The organism is Bartonella sp. AC130YNZD (assembly GCF_042196865.1).
Classification (GTDB): domain Bacteria; phylum Pseudomonadota; class Alphaproteobacteria; order Rhizobiales; family Rhizobiaceae; genus Bartonella.
This window is the reverse complement of sequence record NZ_JBHIQZ010000010.1, coordinates 23,806-41,646: the sequence shown is the minus strand read 5'-3', so window position 1 is coordinate 41,646 and position 17,841 is coordinate 23,806. Positions and strand designations below refer to the sequence as shown.

Sequence of the window (17,841 nt, the reverse complement as noted above, 5' to 3'; positions counted from 1 at the left end):
GGGACATTATCTTTTATGTAGATGCATACCTGCTATGATATTATAACACAACTCTTTTTAGTAATATACTCTATTCTTAAACTAAAGAGTGTAATGAAAAGTTTGAGTAGAGGATATGAATATTCTACGTTTTTATAGTAATTGGCGCCGTTATCGTCGAACCGTTAATGCGTTAAGTCGTCTTTCGACATATGAACTCAGCGATCTTGGAATTTGTCGAGGTGATATTGATTCAATTGCACGACGTTATTCGCGTAAATCTTTATGAAAATTGTTTGAGATATTTGAGAGAATGCTTTGCTATAAAAAAGTGCGCATTTTGTGGTTTGTTATTATGACTTCATTTTTTAGTATAATAACAAAGAGCAGAAGGGTTATTTTTCTTGGCCATTGTAATGTATTGTTTCTTGAATTTTCAATGCTTCTGTGATGTACAACATTTGATTTGTAATAATAATTTAGCGTTATTCATATTAAATTAGAACCCCGAATACCGTAAGTTTCTCTCATTTCAAATCTATGTATGTTGAATCAACCAAAACCATTCGCCTGCACGTTACAAGCGGGGGGAGTTGTATGGATAAAAGCTATTAAGAAAAGGCTAAAAATGCCTCTTATGAACCCTCTCTAGTGCCAAGAGCTTGTTACAAACATTGGACACTGATCAATAGTGTGATAGTGCCGAGCTGCTCCTTCATAAGCGTAAAGATGAGAGTGCTTAATGGATTTACCGTTATACCCATCACGGGCATCGTCGCAAAATAGGCTTGGAAGCGTTAAGGGATTTTTCTTTAAAATAAGTCCGTGAATATACAATAGTGCTCTGTTTTTCGTGAAGAGCGTAATCCTATTAATGCAACTCTCTCAGAGAGAAATATTGATCCCAACAGCACACTTAAGAACTTATCGGAGATAAGCAACGGCTTAATTTTCTCTCCATATCTTTAAAGGATCAAAATCCTTAACTAGTACTCATCTGTCAACAAGGGTCTTTCAAAAACCTTTTTTTCTGAAGCTAATCCCTTTAGCATCACCTCATGAGATTCTATGAGCAAACTTTGCCTAAAAACATCCAACCCATACTCCCAAAAAATGCTTCGTGTATAAAATTGATATGATCTTCAAATTTTGAGAATATTACCACAATAAACAATAATGTTTTGCGACACGCAATATAAAACGCAATATACTATGGGTTGGAACAATGTTCTAATTTTTTATCAAACGCTTTACGGATAAAACGCCAACGAACTTTTTCCTGAAATGCAGGACGAAAATATAAAACAATCTGTTGTGTCCGTTGTGGACCTGTTAATTCTGCAAAATCAATCGAATCTTCAAGACAAATATCTGCGTCAGGCGATATAAAATACCATATTTGTTCGCTCTTCACGTTCTCGTTCTTTACGGCTAAACACACACGTTTGCCATCATAGTTAACTTCAACTTGTGGATGAAGATGAAATCGAACAGCAACATAATTTTGTTCATTTTGCACACTCTTGTGTCTCTTTCTCCCTTTACTTGGCATAAAAAAGCGATCAAAACCTTCGATCGTATCTCCATTTGTCGCCAAAATAAGACCACGCTCATGAATAAGATTAAAGGGTCGCACATAACCATTATGACTCGCAATAAAACCTGTCTTCTCTGAATCCTCTATACGGCACACTTGAACATCTGTTGGTCCATCAAACAAAAATGGCGCGCCATTTTTCTTTTTATGATAAAAAGCACCCACTGAACAATCATTAAGCGTAGCTGTTGAATGTGCTGCAGTAACACGCCCTAAATGTCGATACTCTTCCCGCCCACCAGGATTAACACCGGTATTGATAATAAAACGGTGCCCTTGTGAAGACATTTCAAAAGACAAACACCCCGAACAAGCCTGCTGTGCTACAGAGCGGGGTGGAAACTTTCCTGTATCTGCAAGCACTGTTGTTTGATTGGCTTTTAAGCGCTGAAATCCTGAATAACGGGCATAACTAAAAGGATGTCCTCCTGTTTCATCAAGCTCCAAAAGTGATGATAATCGTTCCGATACAAGGGGACCAACCCCATTAAAATGGGCCAACGTTTGATCCTCATGGATAAAGAATCGTAAAGCTGGCAACATACGCTCAACAGAATCAATCAAAATACGGGGTGCTGTTTCATTGCTACGCATAAAAAGATGCCGTAACGACAATAAATCCGATAACAAATTCAGCAAAATAACAGGACTACGGGAAATATGCCCACCATCAACTAGGATTTGACGGGAAAGCTCCTCTATAAGTGTGGTTTGTACCTTTTTTTTCACTGCCGCAGAAACAGGCAAAGCAAGAGATGCGAATGTCAAAGCTACTGCTGCTTGTAAACGTTGATCATTGTGCTCCATACTACAAATTGTTACGCGCAAATAACGAAATTGCAAACCAAGTGCACGCAAAAAGCGTTTTTCAAACCGCTCACTTGCCCCTTCTAACAACATTTTCGAATGACAAATCCATGAAATCAAGCGCCGCGCCACAACAGGACTACTCCAAGCAAGCCCTTTTACCTTCTTGCCAGCATGGTCAAACCAATCTTCTAAAAGAGAGCGTGCATGTGCAGAAGCTAAATCACTTCCTGCTGCCTCCATATGGCGCAACCAATGAAAATCATGTAGAGCCGCTTCCCATTCTAGCGTTGGTGGAACCAATGAAAACGGCGAAACAGCACCAGAATGAACAATATGACCAGCAAAAGCAAAACGACCATGATAAAATTCATGCGCCATCATCGGATCAGCTACATGCAAATCCATGGGATGCGCTAAAATTTTATGAGGACGAAACCCTGAAAATCGCCAACGAAACAATGGTCCAACCCATAAACGCCGCATAACATTCTGTATCGTATCGATACAGGCTGCCACTTTTACCTGAGGAGCTTTTACCGCAACCGCCAAAATTTCATCTCCATTTATGCTGAATCAAATACAATTTCGACCATTTTTGTAAATGAAGCGTTAATTAAGCAATTTTTCGTAAGCGCGCAGCAAAAAAACCATCCATTCCTAAAAATACGGTTTTCTCAGCATCAAAATTTTTATGACAAAAATCCGCAGGCGTTGTCCGTAACATCGCCCCACAAAGCAAATGTTCCAGTGCTCCCATTTCCTCTGGATAAATAGGGTCTAAAACAATGTCATTGCGTGTCGATAAAATTTTCTCAATAAGATCTTCACCTTCTTCTCTTGCCAATGAACAATTGGAAAAAACAATCCGCCCCCCTACCTTCACCAAAGAAATTGCTGCGACAAGCAAATCATATTGCAACGCCGCTAACTTGACGATATTTTCCCTCGATTTCGTCCATAAAATATCTGGATGACGACGGATTGTTCCTGTAGAAGAACAAGGAGCATCAAGAAGAACCACATCAAAAAGCTGTGTGGGATAGAAATTTCTCACATCGCCCTGCCAAATGTGAACTGAAAAATGAAGCCGTTCCATATTTTCTTTTAAACGCTTTATGCGGTTAGCAGAAAGCTCAATTGCAGTCACCTCAGCCCCTTGCAAAGCCAATTGTGCTGTTTTTCCTCCAGGGCTCGCACAAAGATCAGCAACGCGTTTACCCTCAATATTCCCAAGTAAACAAGCAGGCAAAGCTGCTGCAAAATCTTGGACCCACCAAGACCCTTCACGATAGCCTGGTAAATCAGAAACAGAACACTCCAGACGTTTCAATCGAACAGAACCATTGGGCAATACCACACCGCCAAGCCTTTCAGCCCATCCACCACTATCAGATTTCACTGTCAAATCGAAAGGAGGTTCCACACTTTGAATTGCGATAATCTTATGCGCCTTTTCTGTTCCATAAGCTGACACTAAAAGCTGTCCAAACCACGCTGGAACACCTTCAATGGTAGGAACTTGTTGGCGTAAAGGCTCTGCCTCACGAGCAACATTGCGCAAAAGAGCATTCACCACCCCTGAAAAACGGCGCATTCGAGGATCAAGTTTCGCCACACGGACAGCTAAATCAATAGCCGCATGATCGGGAATATCAAGATAAAGAATTTGTGCAACACTGATATGCAAAAGATGCTGAAGTGAAAGTGCTTGTGAAGGCAAAGGACGCGCCAAAAAGCGTGAGAGAGCCGCCATAATCTGCCCTCGATGACGCAATGAAGCTGTTAAAATAGCCCGACATAACAAACGATCTCGTTGTGAAAGCTTCAAATATTGTGGATGTCCGTGTTCATTATCCGTCAAACCAGACAGAGGCGTGTACTTATCAACTACCGCCCCCAAAAGACGCACACACACCTGTCGAACAGCTAATCCTGGAACATTTTTTTCAGACACATGCCCCGCTTTTTTGTGTTTCAAAACACCACCTTTATATCACTATTTTCTCAAGAGCTCCCTCAATAACTCTATGAACCAGATCTTTTTGAATTTTCATAACGAAGCCAAGAAGGACGTTTTGTAACACGCTGAAAAGAACTGTTTTCTTGCTCTCCTAATGCATGAGTCTGACCACTATGAAAATCTCCATAGTTCACCCCGCTGCTTTTTTCATGTATAGCGTCTTCTTTATTCCATCCCACACTTTTGGCAAGAGCTCCTTTCATCTCTTCTGCTTGCTGATAAAGAGCAGCGATACGATTTGCAGTTGCTGGATGTGTCGAAAAAAGACTATCCGCTCCCTCACCGCTCAAAGGATTAATAATAAACAGATGCGCGGTTGCTGGATTATGCTCTGCTTCTTCATTATATACCCCACGTCCTCCATCAGCAATCTTACGCAATGCCGAAGCCAACCATAAAGGATTACCACATATTTCAGCCCCTCTACGATCCGCAGCATATTCCCGTGTACGGCTAATCGCCATTTGCACCAGCATCGCTGCAAAAGGCGCCACGAGCAATGCAATAAATCCTCCAATTGCCCCAGCGCCATGAGAATCTTCTGAAGAATTACGCTGTCCTCCCATAAAGAAAGCAAAATTACCAAGCATTGAAATTGCCCCTGCAATCGTTGCGGTTAGAGTCATTGTTAACGTATCACGATGCTCAATATGTGCGAGCTCATGCGCCATAACGCCGGCAATTTCCTCAGCGCTTAACCGCTCTAACAACCCAGTACTTGCAGCAACAGCTGCATTTTGCGGATTACGTCCCGTCGCAAAAGCATTTGGCTGTGTATTCTCAATAACATAAATTTTTGGTTGAGGAAGAGAAGCTTTTTTAGCTAAATCGCTTACAATCTTATAATAAACTGGTGCTGAATGCTGATCAACTTCACGCGCCCCGTACATGCGTAAAACGATTTTATCTGAATTCCAATAAGAAAAAAAGTTTAAACCACTTGCCATTAAAAGAGCAATGACCATGCCACCACCCCCTCCAACAAGATAACCAACTCCCATAAAGAGAGCAGTTAAAAAAGCCAAAAGCATAGCTGTACGCATTATATTCATTACTCAAAAAACTCCATGATAAAAGTCAATTAATACTATATGATGGTGTTTTCTTTCTGCTTCTTCAATGGAATAGGTGTAAAATGAATAAAAAAGATGAGAAAACAAGCAAAAAAAATGCAACTGTCATTAAACAGCAATCTCTTTCTCCCGCAGCACAACGCGCCCTTAAAGAAGCTGAAGAAAGACGAAAACGCGCAACAAAAAAAGAACAACCTTTAGAAAACGGCGGACGCGGCGGCAAAGACCCTTCCCGCTATGGAGACTGGGAAATTAAAGGCCGCGCCATTGATTTTTAAAACCATTGATTTAAAAAAACCAGCGCGATTTAAACAAGCAACTTTTTAAAGAAAATCCGTTTTTGATAGACAAAAACGGATAATATTTATTTTTCTAAAGCTTTTAAAAACACATTGATTAAACAACCATGCTTCTTATGCTGTAGCAGATTCTGCTTCAGCCGCTGCCGCTGCTTCTTCTGCCGCTTGCTTTGCTGCTGCTATACGTTCTTGTGCTTTTTTACCCGGTTCACCTTTATGTGGATTATTACGAGTTGGACGCTTTTTCAAGCCAGCTGCATCTAAAAACCGTAAAACGCGATCTGTTGGTTGAGCCCCTTGCCCAAGCCAATATTGGATACGTTCTTCATTAAGTTTCACCCTCGGTCCATCTTTAGGCAACATTGGATCCCATGCACCAACACGTTCAAGAAACCGCCCATCGCGCGGACTACGAACATCTGCAACGACGATATGATAGTAAGGACGTTTTTTTGAACCTCCACGGGACAAACGAATTTTCAATGCCATATTTTATCTCCTATTGTCAGCTCTGGCTTTCGTTTAAATTGACTTTTTTTGTTTTTTGCTCTTCAGCAATAACTTCATGATGACTCACAACTTCTTTAATAATAAATTTTAAAAATCTTTCAGCAAAATCAGGATCAAGATGACTATCTATAGCCAATTGCCGCAAACGCGCTACCTGATATTGCTCACGCAGAGGATCTACTTTAGGCAAATCATAACGGGCTTTTAAGCGCCCAACAGCTTTCGTACAACGAAACCGCTCTGCTAAGATATGAATCAAGGTTGCATCAAAATTATCAATGGATGCTCGTAAATGTGCCAATTCGTTTAATACTGTTTCCTGCATTATATTCCTTTCCCTCTTTACATCTTATTTTTTCTTAGGATGCTGAGGAAAATTTCCCCCATCGACAATGCCATTGGAAAGACCAGGAAATGTAGATCCACGCTTAGGAAGTCCGGGCAAAAGCTTCCCTCCATTACCATTTTCAATTTGCTTTTGAAGCATTGAGAATTGCTTTGGATCCAATCCCGACAAATCCGGCATAGCTGGAGAATCCCCTCCCAAGTTTCCCATACCACCAAAACCCATTTTGGAACCAAGGCCTCCCAACATTTTTCCCATAAAACCACTTTTTCCTTTACCACCCATAGCTTTCATCATATCAGCCATTTGGCGATACATCTTCAAAAGTTTATTAATATCAGCCGCTGTCGTACCAGACCCCTTAGAAATTCGTTGTTTGCGGCTATGTTTTAAAAGCTCTGGATTCGCCCGCTCTTTCGGTGTCATAGATGAAATAATGGCCAATTGACGATCAAACAAACGATCATCAAACCCCGCAGCCGCAATCTGCTCTTTGACCTTCCCCATTCCTGGCAACATGCCCATAATACCGCCCATTCCACCCAGTTTTTTCATTTTCTGCAACTGTTCTGCAAGATCATTCAGATCAAATTTTCCGGCTTGCATTTTTTTTGCAAAAGCAGCAGCTTTCTCGTGATCCATTGTTTCTGCAGCTTTTTCAACCAAAGAAACAATATCCCCCATTCCGAGAATACGATCAGCAATACGACTGGGATGAAATTCTTCTAAAGCATCTATTTTTTCACCAGTTCCAATTGCTTTAATTGGTTTACCTGTAACAGCACGCATAGAAAGAGCAGCGCCACCACGCCCATCACTATCCATCCGTGTTAAAATAATCCCCGTAATCCCTACACGCTCATCAAAAGAACGAGCAAGATGAACGGCATCTTGCCCCGTCAAACTATCAGCCACCAACATAATCTCATGAGGAAGGGAACATGCTTTAATTTCAGCCAATTCGAGCATCAAAGCTTCATCAATATGATTACGTCCTGCTGTGTCAAGAAGAAGCACGTCATAACCACCCAATTTAGCAGCCTGCACGGCACGTGATGCAATATCAACGGGCAGCTGACCCGCAATAATAGGCAAGCTTGCAAGTTTTGCCTGCTCTCCCAATTGGCGCAATTGTTCCTGTGCAGCGGGACGGCGTGTATCTAATGACGCCATGAGAACTTTTTTATTGTGCTTATCAGTAAAACGTTTTGCAAGCTTTGCTGTTGTGGTTGTTTTTCCCGAACCTTGCAAACCAGTCATCATGATAACAACAGGAGCTGGTGCATTTAAATCACTCAGAACGCTTTCATTTCCAAGAATATGAACCAATTCATCATGAACAATTTTAACCACCATTTGGCCTGGTTTAATTGATTTAACGATTTCGGCCCCAACAGCTTTTTCCCGAACTCTATCGGTAAAAGAGCGCACAACATCAAGAGCAACATCAGCTTCCAATAAAGCGCGACGAATTTCACGCAGCGCCTCTACAACATCCTGATCCGATAAAGCGCCACGTCCCGTCAAATGAGACAGGATAGAACCAAGTCGCTCTTGCAAGGATTCAAACATCATTTACCTCATTGTTGCATAACAAACAAACCAAAATAGCATCCGAGAACGCATCGCGCCGTCGGATGTTGACCTCTGAGATCTCTTTATACCCTTAAACCGGGGTCTCAGTCGGTGGCTCCAAGTTAATTTTGTCACTGAAAGCTTGCTCCTTCAAACAATAAAACCCCAGCTTTGTCAAGTTTTATCATAAAATGTCTTTTTATACGAAGAAATAAAAACAACAAATACTATACTTCAAAACTTTCAACTTCAACACGCATAAAACAACCTGTTTCCTGTTCCATGCTCCATAATTTTCCGCTAGAGATATCAAACCAAACCCCATGCAATGTCAAAAAACCTTGATCTTTGCGAAGTTTTATCCACGGAAACGTCTCTAAATTTCTCAACGAATGGCGAATAGAAAGCTGCTCTAATGCCGTCTGTTTTTCTGGCCACGACAACGACTTATTATTCAAAACAATTTCTGCTGCTGGAGCTAAGAGACTTATCCATTGACCGATAAAATCATTTGATAATAAAGATTTATATGTCTCATTAAGAGCAGTACGAATGCCTCCACAATGGGCATGACCAAAAACGACAATATGTCTCACCTCAAGCAATTGCACAGCATATTCAAGAGCTGCTGATGTTGCGTGATACTGGTCATCAGGAGAAAAAGGAGGAACCACATTCGCCACGTTGCGCAGAGTGAAAATTTCCCCTGGCTTAGCATCAAAAATCATTTCTGGTACTGCACGCGAATCACAACAAGCAATGACCAAAACTTCAGGTTTCTGCCCCTCAATCGCCAATTGCTGATAATCTGCTATTTTATATAAAAAATGATTGTTTATAAAGTTTTGGTAACCACTTAAAAGTCTTTCTGGTAAATGCGCCATTCTCTCTTTACTTTTGCTTCTTTTTTTACTTTCATTTTGTATAGTTTAAAAAACAAACTATTAACATACAAAAATACTAAAAATGCCCTTTCCTTGAAGCAAAATATTTCTTTAAAGTACAAAATATTACTAAAAATAGCAAAAACAAACTCATTCTTTCCAAATAAAGAGCTATTTTCTTCAGAAAGAAGGTGTTACAGTATATAAAAAATATAATGGTCTGCTTTTAAAAAGAGAAGAAAGACCCCTTAAGAGCAAAAAGGGAGAGTGAATGTGTTGCAACAAAAAAAAACAGAAACAAAAAACACCCAAGATAAAATAGAACAAATCCTTTTTGCCCAAACCGATAAAGAAGATATTGCTTATTATGAAAATGAAGAACTTAAAAAGGCCACAGCCATCGCGGTAAAAGCTTTTAATCTCCATCAGACGGGAAACAACACCATCTGCTTTGAACAAAATTTAACCCGTAGTAACAGACCTGTAACCGTTATCACGCTTGTCAATGATAACAAACCCTTCCTTCTCGATTCTATTTTAAATGTTTTCAATCAACACAAAAACCATATCTATTTGATTGCACACCCCATTATTGATTGTGCTTCTGGAAAACGCATCAGTCTGATGCAAATTCACATCGAGTCATTAAACAAACAGCAAATACAAAAACTTGAAAATGAACTCACCTTAGTTCTTGAACAGGTTAATGCTGCTGTACAAGACTGGAAACCTATGCTTGAAGAAGTTGAAAAGCATATTCATGCCTACCAAATAAGTCTTCCCCCGCACTACAAACAAGAAGGCGAAAAAGCCATTGAGTTTCTTCACTGGCTAATGGACGATAATTTCATTTTCCTTGGTATGCGCACTTACAACTTCATCAAAGACCAAAAACCCCTAAAATCCTTTACAGAAAGTAATATTGAACTTGGTATACTCACGGATGCTTCTATTCATATTATTGACGATAAAAGCATGAAAGAACCTCCTCAAGAAGTTTTATCCTTCATGGAAAGCGATAATCTGTTTATCGTGACAAAAGCGAACAGCCGCTCCAAAATTCACCGTTCTGTTTGGCTCGATTATATTGGTCTTAAAATCTTTGATAAAGAAAACCAACTCTGTGGAGAATTACGCATTGTAGGGCTTTTTACCTCCTCAGCTTATACACGTTCTATTTTGCAAATTCCTTTCTTAAAAGAAAAAGCCCGAACTATTATTCAACGTCTTGGACACAATCACGCCGATTATTCAGGAAAAGCACTCATCAGTGCTTTAGAAACCTATCCAAGAGATGAAATGTTTCGCTCTGATGTTGATACATTGACAGAAAACACTAAGCTTATTCTACAATTAGATGAGCGCCCACGTTTACGGGTTCTTGCCCACACTGATTCTTTTGGACGCTTTGTTTCTATCCTGGTCTACGTACCGCGTGACCAATATAGCAGCAGCCTGCGTGAAAAAGTTGGTGAACATTTTGTTGAGCTTTATAAAGGTGACTTTTTTGAATCTTATCCGCTATTTTTGGAAAGCACTCTTATACGTGTCTATTATATCATCCATCGCAAAGGAAATGAAACTGTTCCTCTTCACGAGCGCTCCATACTTGAACAACATGTACGTTCGATTGCACGAAGTTGGGAAGACAGGGTTCAAGCCATCGCTCTTAACAAGAAAATAACAGAGCAACAAACACGTCTAGCCAGTGAATTCCCCAACAGCTATCGTGATTTATTTTCAGCTGAAGACGCTATTAATGATGCCGGACATATTCTAAGTCTTCATGATGAAAAGCCCCTTTTCGTGATCTTTTATCACGCACAAAACAAAGAAAAACAGTGCATTTCTCTTCGGCTTTTTCACCGCCATGAAGCACTTGCCCTTTCCAAACGTGTACCACTCCTTGAAAACATGGGGTTTCGCGTTATTGCTGAACAAACCCTTGAATTACCAGATGGCAATGGGCGCTCTGTGTATCTTCATGATATGCAGCTAGAAAGTACTTTCCAACGCTGTATCAATTTTGAAAAAGACGGTCAAAAACACGCCGAAACCTTTGAAGCCATTTGGGCACAAAATGCTGATAATGACGGCTTTAATGCTCTCACCCAGACAGCTGAGCTTGATTGGCATGAAATTGTTATTTTGCGCCATTATGGGCGCTATCTCCAACAAGCTGGAATTCCTTATTCGCAAGATCGCGTTGCCCAAACTTTAAATGCTTATCCTGACATTACCCAAGATCTTTATGCTTTATTTCATTTAAAATTTCATCAAAGCCATACAGAAAAAGAACGGGAAAAAAACCAACAAGTCATTCAAAAGCGCATTGAAGAAAAATTACGGAAAGTCTCTGGTTTAGACGATGATCTCATTTTACGCCGTTATTGTAACCTTATCGAGGCGAGTTTACGAACGAATGCCTTTACACCTCTTCCTGATGGATGTCCACGGCGTATTTTAGCCACCAAATTAAATCCGCGCCAGATTGAAGGTTTGCCTGAACCGCGCCCTTACCGAGAAATTTTTGTTTATGGACCAGAAGTTGAAGGGGTCCATTTGCGTTTTGGACCTATCGCTCGTGGTGGAATTCGTTGGTCTGACCGTGCATTAGATTATCGCACCGAAGTGCTTAGCTTAGTCAAAGCCCAACAAGTTAAAAATGCGGTTATCGTTCCTGCAGGTGCAAAAGGTGGATTCTATCCCCATCGGCTTCCCCAAACAAATGACCGTGCTGTCATCATAGAAGCAGCACGACAAGCTTATACAGACTTTATCACAGCTTTGCTCTCCATTACAGACAATCTGATTAACGGCAAAATAAGTTCTCCCCACAATGTCATCTGTCATGATGACCCTGACCCCTATTTTGTTGTTGCGGCAGACAAAGGAACAGCAACTTTTTCTGATACAGCCAACGCCATCAGCCAAGCAAACCACTTTTGGCTTGATGATGCTTTTGCCTCTGGAGGTTCAGCAGGTTACGACCACAAAGACATTGGTATTACAGCTAAAGGTGCATGGGAAGCCGTCAAAAGACATTTTAGAGAGTCATTTAATCACGATATTCAAACAACGCCCTTCACCTGTGTCGGTGTTGGCGATATGTCTGGTGATGTCTTTGGCAATGGAATGCTGCTTTCCAAACAAACAAAATTGATTGCCGCTTTTGATCACCGCGATATCTTTATTGATCCAGATCCGAACATAGACGAAAGCTATGCAGAGCGTACGCGTCTCTTCAGACTGCCTCGCTCAAGCTGGCAGGATTACGATAAAACCAAATTATCAAAGGGCGGTGGTATCTTCTCACGAAAAGAAAAAACCATTACTCTCTCACCTGAAGCAGCACAAGCCATTGGTTTCGAAAAACAAACAGGAACACCCTTTGAAATTATCTCTGCTCTTCTCAAAGCCCCTGTTGATCTTTTATGGTTCGGTGGCATTGGTACTTATATCCGTGCTGCAACAGAAAATGATGCCCAAGTAGGTGATCGCGCAAATGATGCAATACGCATTACCGGAGAACAAGTGCATGCAAAAATTATTGGTGAAGGAGCTAATCTTGGTGTTACACAACGTGGACGGATTGAATATGTCTTAAATGGTGGTCGATGCAATACGGATGCCATTGACAATTCTGCTGGTGTGAATTGTTCTGATATTGAGGTCAATCTCAAAATTGTTCTTGCATCAGCACTACGTGCCAAAACGTTAACCCGCGAAGATCGCAATAAGCTCTTGAAAAAAATGACGCCTCAAGTCGAGCAACTCGTCTTGCGCAACAATTATCTACAACCCCTTGCGCTTTCTTTGGCGGAAAACCAAAGCACTACTGATTTGCCCTATCAAATACGCTTTATGCACGATTTGGAACAAAAAAAGCTTCTAGATCGTAGAGTTGAAATACTCCCTGATGAGCAAATTTTACGACAAAGAACAACCCAAGGCAAAGGTCTTCTCCGTCCAGAACTCGCCGTTATTTTTGCCTATGCTAAATTGACCTTAAAAGAAGAAATTGCTAATAGCCCCATTGTTGATGATCACTATTTCAATACAGCCTTGCTGAACTATTTTCCAACCCAAATTCAAGAAAATTTTAAGAAGGAAGTTATTAACCATCAATTGCGTCGTAATATTATCGCAACGCTGATTGCCAACGATATTGTAAATCGTGGAGGCCCCACTTTTGTTAATAGACTACACGATGCAACAGAACAAAAGACTGAAAATATTATTCGCGTTTTCATTGCCATCCGCGATGGTTTCGAAATTCCTCAATTGTCTGAGCAAATTGATAAGCTTGATAATAAAATACCCGGCCTTGTCCAAAATAAATTCTACGCAACAATGACCCCAATGCTCTTTGAAACAACCAATTGGGGTTTGCACAACATAGATCTCTCACGTCCATTAGAAGAAATTGTAAAAACAATAAAGCAAGCCCGTAGCGTTATTGAAAAAGAGCTTATGCATTCTCACGACAACGATATTAAGCAAAAGATTGAAGAAAAAGCATTACACTACAGCGAAGAGGGAGCACCAAAAGCATTAGCGAAACAATTAGCCCTTTTGGAAGCTGCTTCAACAATCTGTGATATTTCTTTAATTGCAAAAAGAAGTAACAGTGATCTTATTAAAACCGCAGAGATCTACTTTTCACTTGCGCAAATCATTCGTATAAACCGCATTAACGAAGCAAGTCGTATAATCCCTGTAGTAGATTATTATGATAGTATGGCTTTAAGCCAAGCCAAAGAAAATGTTTCTGAAAGCTTTCGGCAAATCGTTATGAAAATCCTCAAAAATTATGGAAAGAAAAAAGATCCTTTTGACACTTGGAAAAAAACAGAAGAAGATCATATTCACAACATTACAAACCGCATTAGCGCCCTTATTGAAAATGATCTCAATATTTCTCGTTTTACTTTTGCAGCAGGATTGATTTCTCAACTTCAAAATATTGGCTTTCAAACCTAAAGAAAATACAAAACGGCCCTCTCAATCTCCCATTCTATCCCACCACCACAACAAACCAACTAAGACAGAGCAGAAGTTTGCATTTTTAGGCAAGGTTCCAAAAATAAAAATCTCGCTATTTATCACAATAGAATTGTTTGCAACAATTTCAAAAAAACAACAGGATTGATTTTTCACCCTAAAAACATAAACTTTCAAACTAAAAAGCAGTACAAAACAGCTAAGCTTTTGCTCCGTTCTATCCATCTATGACTAATCAGCAAGGGAAGAACGGAAGCCCTATCCTGCATTTTTAGACAGAGCACTCAAAATAAAAAATAAATTCAAATTTTACTGTCAATTAACCCCATTTCCCCTTGCATATTGCAAATGGGAAAGCCGAATAGATAAAAACAATAAAGAAAGGACTAAAAATGCCCCTCATAAACCGCCCCAAGCGCCAAAAGCTGCAGTAACATTGGGAGTTAGCAAATATAATATGATGGTGTTGCCCCCTAGCTTATTACTCCATAACCGAAAAGATGGTGGTGTTTAATGGCTTTATCCTTATACCATTCATAGGCGACATCGTGAAATAAGAAGCACTGAGAAATATTGTTTTAATAAATACGTAAATATGCAATACAAATATATTCTGTTTTACGTGGAAGACATATGGCTTCATTAAAAAATATCAGAAATAAAAGGATAAGTTTAATCCATTATTTAAAAGATATAACTGTAACTGCTTTTGAAATGCGTAAAATCGAATAAAAAATGACAGTAAAGATGGATGTTGATTTTCCCCTTTACAACTTCATATCTTCCTCCAACTAGGCTATTTACTTGTTTTTAGAGGTTACACCCAAACAAATATATGCAATATGCTCAATCCATATATAAAGAAAAAGGTTCCTAACAAAAACCACACCACCTGTATAAAAAGGCAATTCAGCATACTTTAAAATGCCACTTTTTCCATACAAACACTGTTGCTATATGTAGTTTGACATAAGATTTTGTACTAAGTGAAAAGAGGTTGGACGAATTAGGAATAGGTGGTAATTTTTTATTTTTATAGCTATTTTTTTTACCATTAAATACGCATTTTGTTAAAATAAATGTTTAACACTCTAAAATTGCAAAAAAGTGTGAAAATCAGAAAAAGTCGAAATTTGGTAGTAAAAATGAAAAAAGGCTTTGGTACAACACCTAAAGTGGAGCAAGACGACCAAGTTTTAAAAATCCCAGTTTTACCCACCCATTGTTAATGAGCAAGGAAAGAACGGGAGCGCCGTCCGCATTTTTAGGCAAAGCACCCAAAATAAAAAATAACGCTTGAAGATTATTGGCTTGCGCGGGAAATAAGCGCTGCAGAGTGTCAAGAAGCTTCATGGACTGAATAAGGACAAGTTCAAATTTTGCTGTCAAATATCCTTCATCATCAAAAGAAAAAGGTCCACTAATACGCACTGCACCACCTGTATGAAAAGTCAATTCACCTTGCTTTAAAAGTCCACTTTTTCCATACAGTCGCTGTTGCCAATTTTTTTCTTCATCTTCAGACTGAAAAGAGATGTCATTTAAAATCCATTTCAAATTGCCATCAATTTTAGGAATATCAACAAAAGAAGGTTTTAAAAAAGGAGAAGCATCAAAACCGTCAAAAGTTATATGTCCCGATAAATCATTCTTTTCATGTTTTAGATCAAAACGCAAAAATTCTGCCGTTATTTTTTGGGAAGCTTCTTTTGGCTCTAACGGCTGAATAATCACGTCATGCGTATTTTGCAAAGATGCCGGATCTTCAATATTTTCTTGTGTCGTTTTTTTATCTGTCGTTTGTGCTCTTAATGCTTCTTGAAGCTTTTGATCTTCAGAGGAAGAGGAAAAAGATGAAATCTCAAGCCCTTCAGCTATAAATTTCAATGTTTTACCCGTTTTCCAATAAGGCTCTGTTTCAATCACCAAATTGCGCCAATGCGATACTATGGGAGTTTTTTCGGAAAAAACAATTAATGCAGGAGAATGAACATTAAACTCGACCAAATGAGGTGCGTAAATTGGTGCACCAGCTGTCAAACGCCCCGTCGATAAAGAAACCCCATGTAAAGGCCAAGAAAATTGAAACTTGTCACAAACAACACCGACACTTAAAGGATAACCATCCTTGTGCACATTCTCACATACCGCCGCCATATTATGGGAAGATACTTTTGTGAATATATCAGAAACATAGTCTTCTATTTTACGTGAAAAAAAAACCAGAGTGCGCTATAAATAAATATCAGAGCAAGACAAAAGAGCCCACAAATTAAATAACTCAAAGAAAAACTTTTTTGTGATGATGGTATTTGAAAGGATTTAAACAATATTCAAACTTTCTTTATCTCTTAACTTCCTCCCCACCCTAAAAAGGATAAAGATTCCCAACCACGTTCAGTTTATACACAATCCAACTTCTTAATCGATCGGATTTTATCTACTGATCACTTCAAGAAGTCCCTATACATCGTTCTAAAGTATAGTATCTCATAAGCTTAATAAACAAGATTTTCTTAAAAAAAACCCATTACACCCCTTAACAAAAAACACCTCATGTGTAAAGTTTTACATAGATTTTCTACCTCTGCCTTAAACCATACTGTTTTACAGCACAACAAAAATGATAATGAATAGTGTCTCTTAACGATAAAGCCATTGAGCCCCCCATCTTTACGCTTATGGAGGAGCCAAGCCAGCACCATCATTATATTTGGCTAGCCCCCAAATGTTGCGACAATCCTTGACACTTAAGACAGTTCATAAGAAGCATTTTTAGTCTTTTCTTATACAGTTTTTGCCCACATACCAGCCCTACTTGTGACATGCAAGCAAGAAGTTTTTATTGAGTCAACATACCAGATTTGGAATGAGAAAACCTTACTATATTCGGAGTTCTCATTCAATATACAAAACCATGAATTACCTATATAAATCAATGCTTTGTCAATAATCACACAAGTACGGGCGGTGTACAAAAAATCTGGTGTAATGCGCTTTCAAACCATTGGCTCAAAGCTCGATCATAGATTAAACGACCTTTCAAATGTGCACAAGCAGGTTGAGCACCTTTTTCAGTCAATTTATGTGCCGAACGCACGACCAAACGCCGCATCATAGCGCGTGTAAATTCAGCATGAAACTGCAAGCCCCATGCATTGTTTCCATAACGAAAAGCTTGTGTAGGATATGTATTCCCTGTTGCCAAAAGCATTGCCTCTTTCGGTAAATCATAAATACCTTCATCATGGAAATGGTAGACCATCTCTGGCCAATTCATCAATTCCTTCCCTTGTGGGGTTGCTTCTAGTGGATACCAGCCGACTTCAACAGTCCCATCACTTCTTGTACCAACGCGCCCCCCTAGATTTCGCGCTAACATTTGTGCTCCAAGACAAATACCCAAAAAAGGCTTATTTTCCTTTAGTGATAACGAAATCCAATCAATTTCCTCACCAATATAGGCTTCGCTGTCATTCACACTCATCGGTCCCCCTAAAATAACAACGCCGGCATAATGCTCTAATGTATCAGGGAGTTTTTGTCCAAAAATAGGACGATAAATATCAAGAACAAAACCATTTTGTTGTAAAAATTTTCCCAAACGACCAGTATAAGTAGAGCGCCGATGAATAACGACAGCAATCCTTGGTTTGTTATTTTTTTGTTTTTTATCAAGACATCTCTGATTTAAAAACATTTTTTAACCAATCACCTCTGCTATCAAGCAAAACTTTATTTTTA

Annotated in this window: 12 protein-coding genes; 3 read left to right on the top strand and 9 right to left on the bottom strand. The window is 39.5% G+C overall.

Features of this window, described 5'->3' with window-relative positions:
• The first annotated feature begins 115 nt into the window (after positions 1–115).
• Positions 116–268: a DUF1127 domain-containing protein gene (locus ACFINU_RS05570; protein ID WP_273790070.1), complete on the top strand. Its 153-nt coding sequence runs from the start codon at positions 116–118 to the stop codon at positions 266–268.
• Between the two features lie 921 nt (positions 269–1,189).
• Here ACFINU_RS05570 and ACFINU_RS05565 read toward each other — a convergent pair.
• From ACFINU_RS05565 to htpX, 3 genes are all read right to left on the bottom strand, one after another.
• Complete coding sequence (locus ACFINU_RS05565; protein WP_375618318.1) at positions 1,190–2,935, bottom strand: heparinase II/III family protein; 1,746 nt, start codon at positions 2,933–2,935, stop codon at positions 1,190–1,192.
• A 64-nt stretch (positions 2,936–2,999) separates the two neighbouring features.
• Complete coding sequence (locus tag ACFINU_RS05560; protein WP_375667443.1) at positions 3,000–4,364, bottom strand: RsmB/NOP family class I SAM-dependent RNA methyltransferase; 1,365 nt, start codon at positions 4,362–4,364, stop codon at positions 3,000–3,002.
• Positions 4,365–4,411: 47 nt separating this feature from the next.
• The gene (htpX, locus tag ACFINU_RS05555; RefSeq protein ID WP_375618320.1) at positions 4,412–5,458 is read right to left on the bottom strand and encodes a zinc metalloprotease HtpX; all 1,047 of its coding nucleotides are present in this window, start codon (positions 5,456–5,458) and stop codon (positions 4,412–4,414) included.
• 83 nt (positions 5,459–5,541) lie between these two features.
• Here htpX and ACFINU_RS05550 point away from each other — a divergent pair, with 83 nt between their 5' ends.
• The gene (locus tag ACFINU_RS05550) at positions 5,542–5,757 is read left to right on the top strand and encodes a DUF1674 domain-containing protein (protein WP_375606032.1); all 216 of its coding nucleotides are present in this window, start codon (positions 5,542–5,544) and stop codon (positions 5,755–5,757) included.
• 135 nt (positions 5,758–5,892) lie between these two features.
• Here ACFINU_RS05550 and rpsP read toward each other — a convergent pair whose 3' ends face one another.
• From rpsP to ACFINU_RS05530, 4 genes are all read right to left on the bottom strand, one after another.
• Positions 5,893–6,267 carry a 30S ribosomal protein S16 gene (rpsP, locus tag ACFINU_RS05545; protein WP_375612227.1) on the bottom strand — a complete coding sequence of 125 codons (375 nt, stop codon included), beginning with the start codon at positions 6,265–6,267 and terminating at the stop codon, positions 5,893–5,895.
• A gap of 16 nt (positions 6,268–6,283) precedes the next feature.
• On the bottom strand, positions 6,284–6,613 hold the full coding sequence (locus ACFINU_RS05540; RefSeq protein ID WP_375639831.1) for a chorismate mutase: 330 nt from the start codon (positions 6,611–6,613) through the stop codon (positions 6,284–6,286).
• A gap of 24 nt (positions 6,614–6,637) precedes the next feature.
• Positions 6,638–8,206, bottom strand: coding sequence for a signal recognition particle protein (gene ffh / locus ACFINU_RS05535; protein WP_375618345.1), 1,569 nt, complete (start codon positions 8,204–8,206; stop codon positions 6,638–6,640).
• Between the two features lie 230 nt (positions 8,207–8,436).
• Entirely contained in the window at positions 8,437–9,093 is a 657-nt protein-coding gene (locus tag ACFINU_RS05530) for a carbonic anhydrase (protein WP_375612226.1), read from the bottom strand.
• Positions 9,094–9,366: 273 nt separating this feature from the next.
• Between ACFINU_RS05530 and ACFINU_RS05525 the strand changes: the two genes are divergently transcribed.
• Positions 9,367–14,076: an NAD-glutamate dehydrogenase gene (locus ACFINU_RS05525; RefSeq protein ID WP_375667440.1), complete on the top strand. Its 4,710-nt coding sequence runs from the start codon at positions 9,367–9,369 to the stop codon at positions 14,074–14,076.
• A 1,191-nt stretch (positions 14,077–15,267) separates the two neighbouring features.
• Here the strand turns inward: ACFINU_RS05525 and ACFINU_RS05520 are convergent.
• Positions 15,268–16,254 carry a DUF2125 domain-containing protein gene (locus tag ACFINU_RS05520; RefSeq protein ID WP_375618324.1) on the bottom strand — a complete coding sequence of 329 codons (987 nt, stop codon included), beginning with the start codon at positions 16,252–16,254 and terminating at the stop codon, positions 15,268–15,270.
• A 796-nt stretch (positions 16,255–17,050) separates the two neighbouring features.
• Entirely contained in the window at positions 17,051–17,797 is a 747-nt protein-coding gene (locus ACFINU_RS05515; RefSeq protein ID WP_375606037.1) for a glutamine amidotransferase, read from the bottom strand.
• Positions 17,798–17,841: the final 44 nt, after the last annotated feature.

Excerpts from the sequence above, each read along its gene's own strand:
- ACFINU_RS05530 (WP_375612226.1), bottom strand. The coding sequence starts at position 9,093 with ATGGCGCATTTACCAGAAAGACTTTTAAGTGGTTACCAAAACTTTATA.
- ACFINU_RS05515 (WP_375606037.1), bottom strand. The coding sequence starts at position 17,797 with ATGTTTTTAAATCAGAGATGTCTTGATAAAAAACAAAAAAATAACAAA.
- ACFINU_RS05550 (WP_375606032.1), top strand. The coding sequence starts at position 5,542 with ATGAATAAAAAAGATGAGAAAACAAGCAAAAAAAATGCAACTGTCATT.
- ffh (WP_375618345.1), bottom strand. The coding sequence starts at position 8,206 with ATGTTTGAATCCTTGCAAGAGCGACTTGGTTCTATCCTGTCTCATTTG.
- htpX (WP_375618320.1), bottom strand. The coding sequence starts at position 5,458 with ATGAATATAATGCGTACAGCTATGCTTTTGGCTTTTTTAACTGCTCTC.
- ACFINU_RS05520 (WP_375618324.1), bottom strand. The coding sequence starts at position 16,254 with ATGGCGGCGGTATGTGAGAATGTGCACAAGGATGGTTATCCTTTAAGT.
- ACFINU_RS05570 (WP_273790070.1), top strand. The coding sequence starts at position 116 with ATGAATATTCTACGTTTTTATAGTAATTGGCGCCGTTATCGTCGAACC.
- ACFINU_RS05540 (WP_375639831.1), bottom strand. The coding sequence starts at position 6,613 with ATGCAGGAAACAGTATTAAACGAATTGGCACATTTACGAGCATCCATT.
- rpsP (WP_375612227.1), bottom strand. The coding sequence starts at position 6,267 with ATGGCATTGAAAATTCGTTTGTCCCGTGGAGGTTCAAAAAAACGTCCT.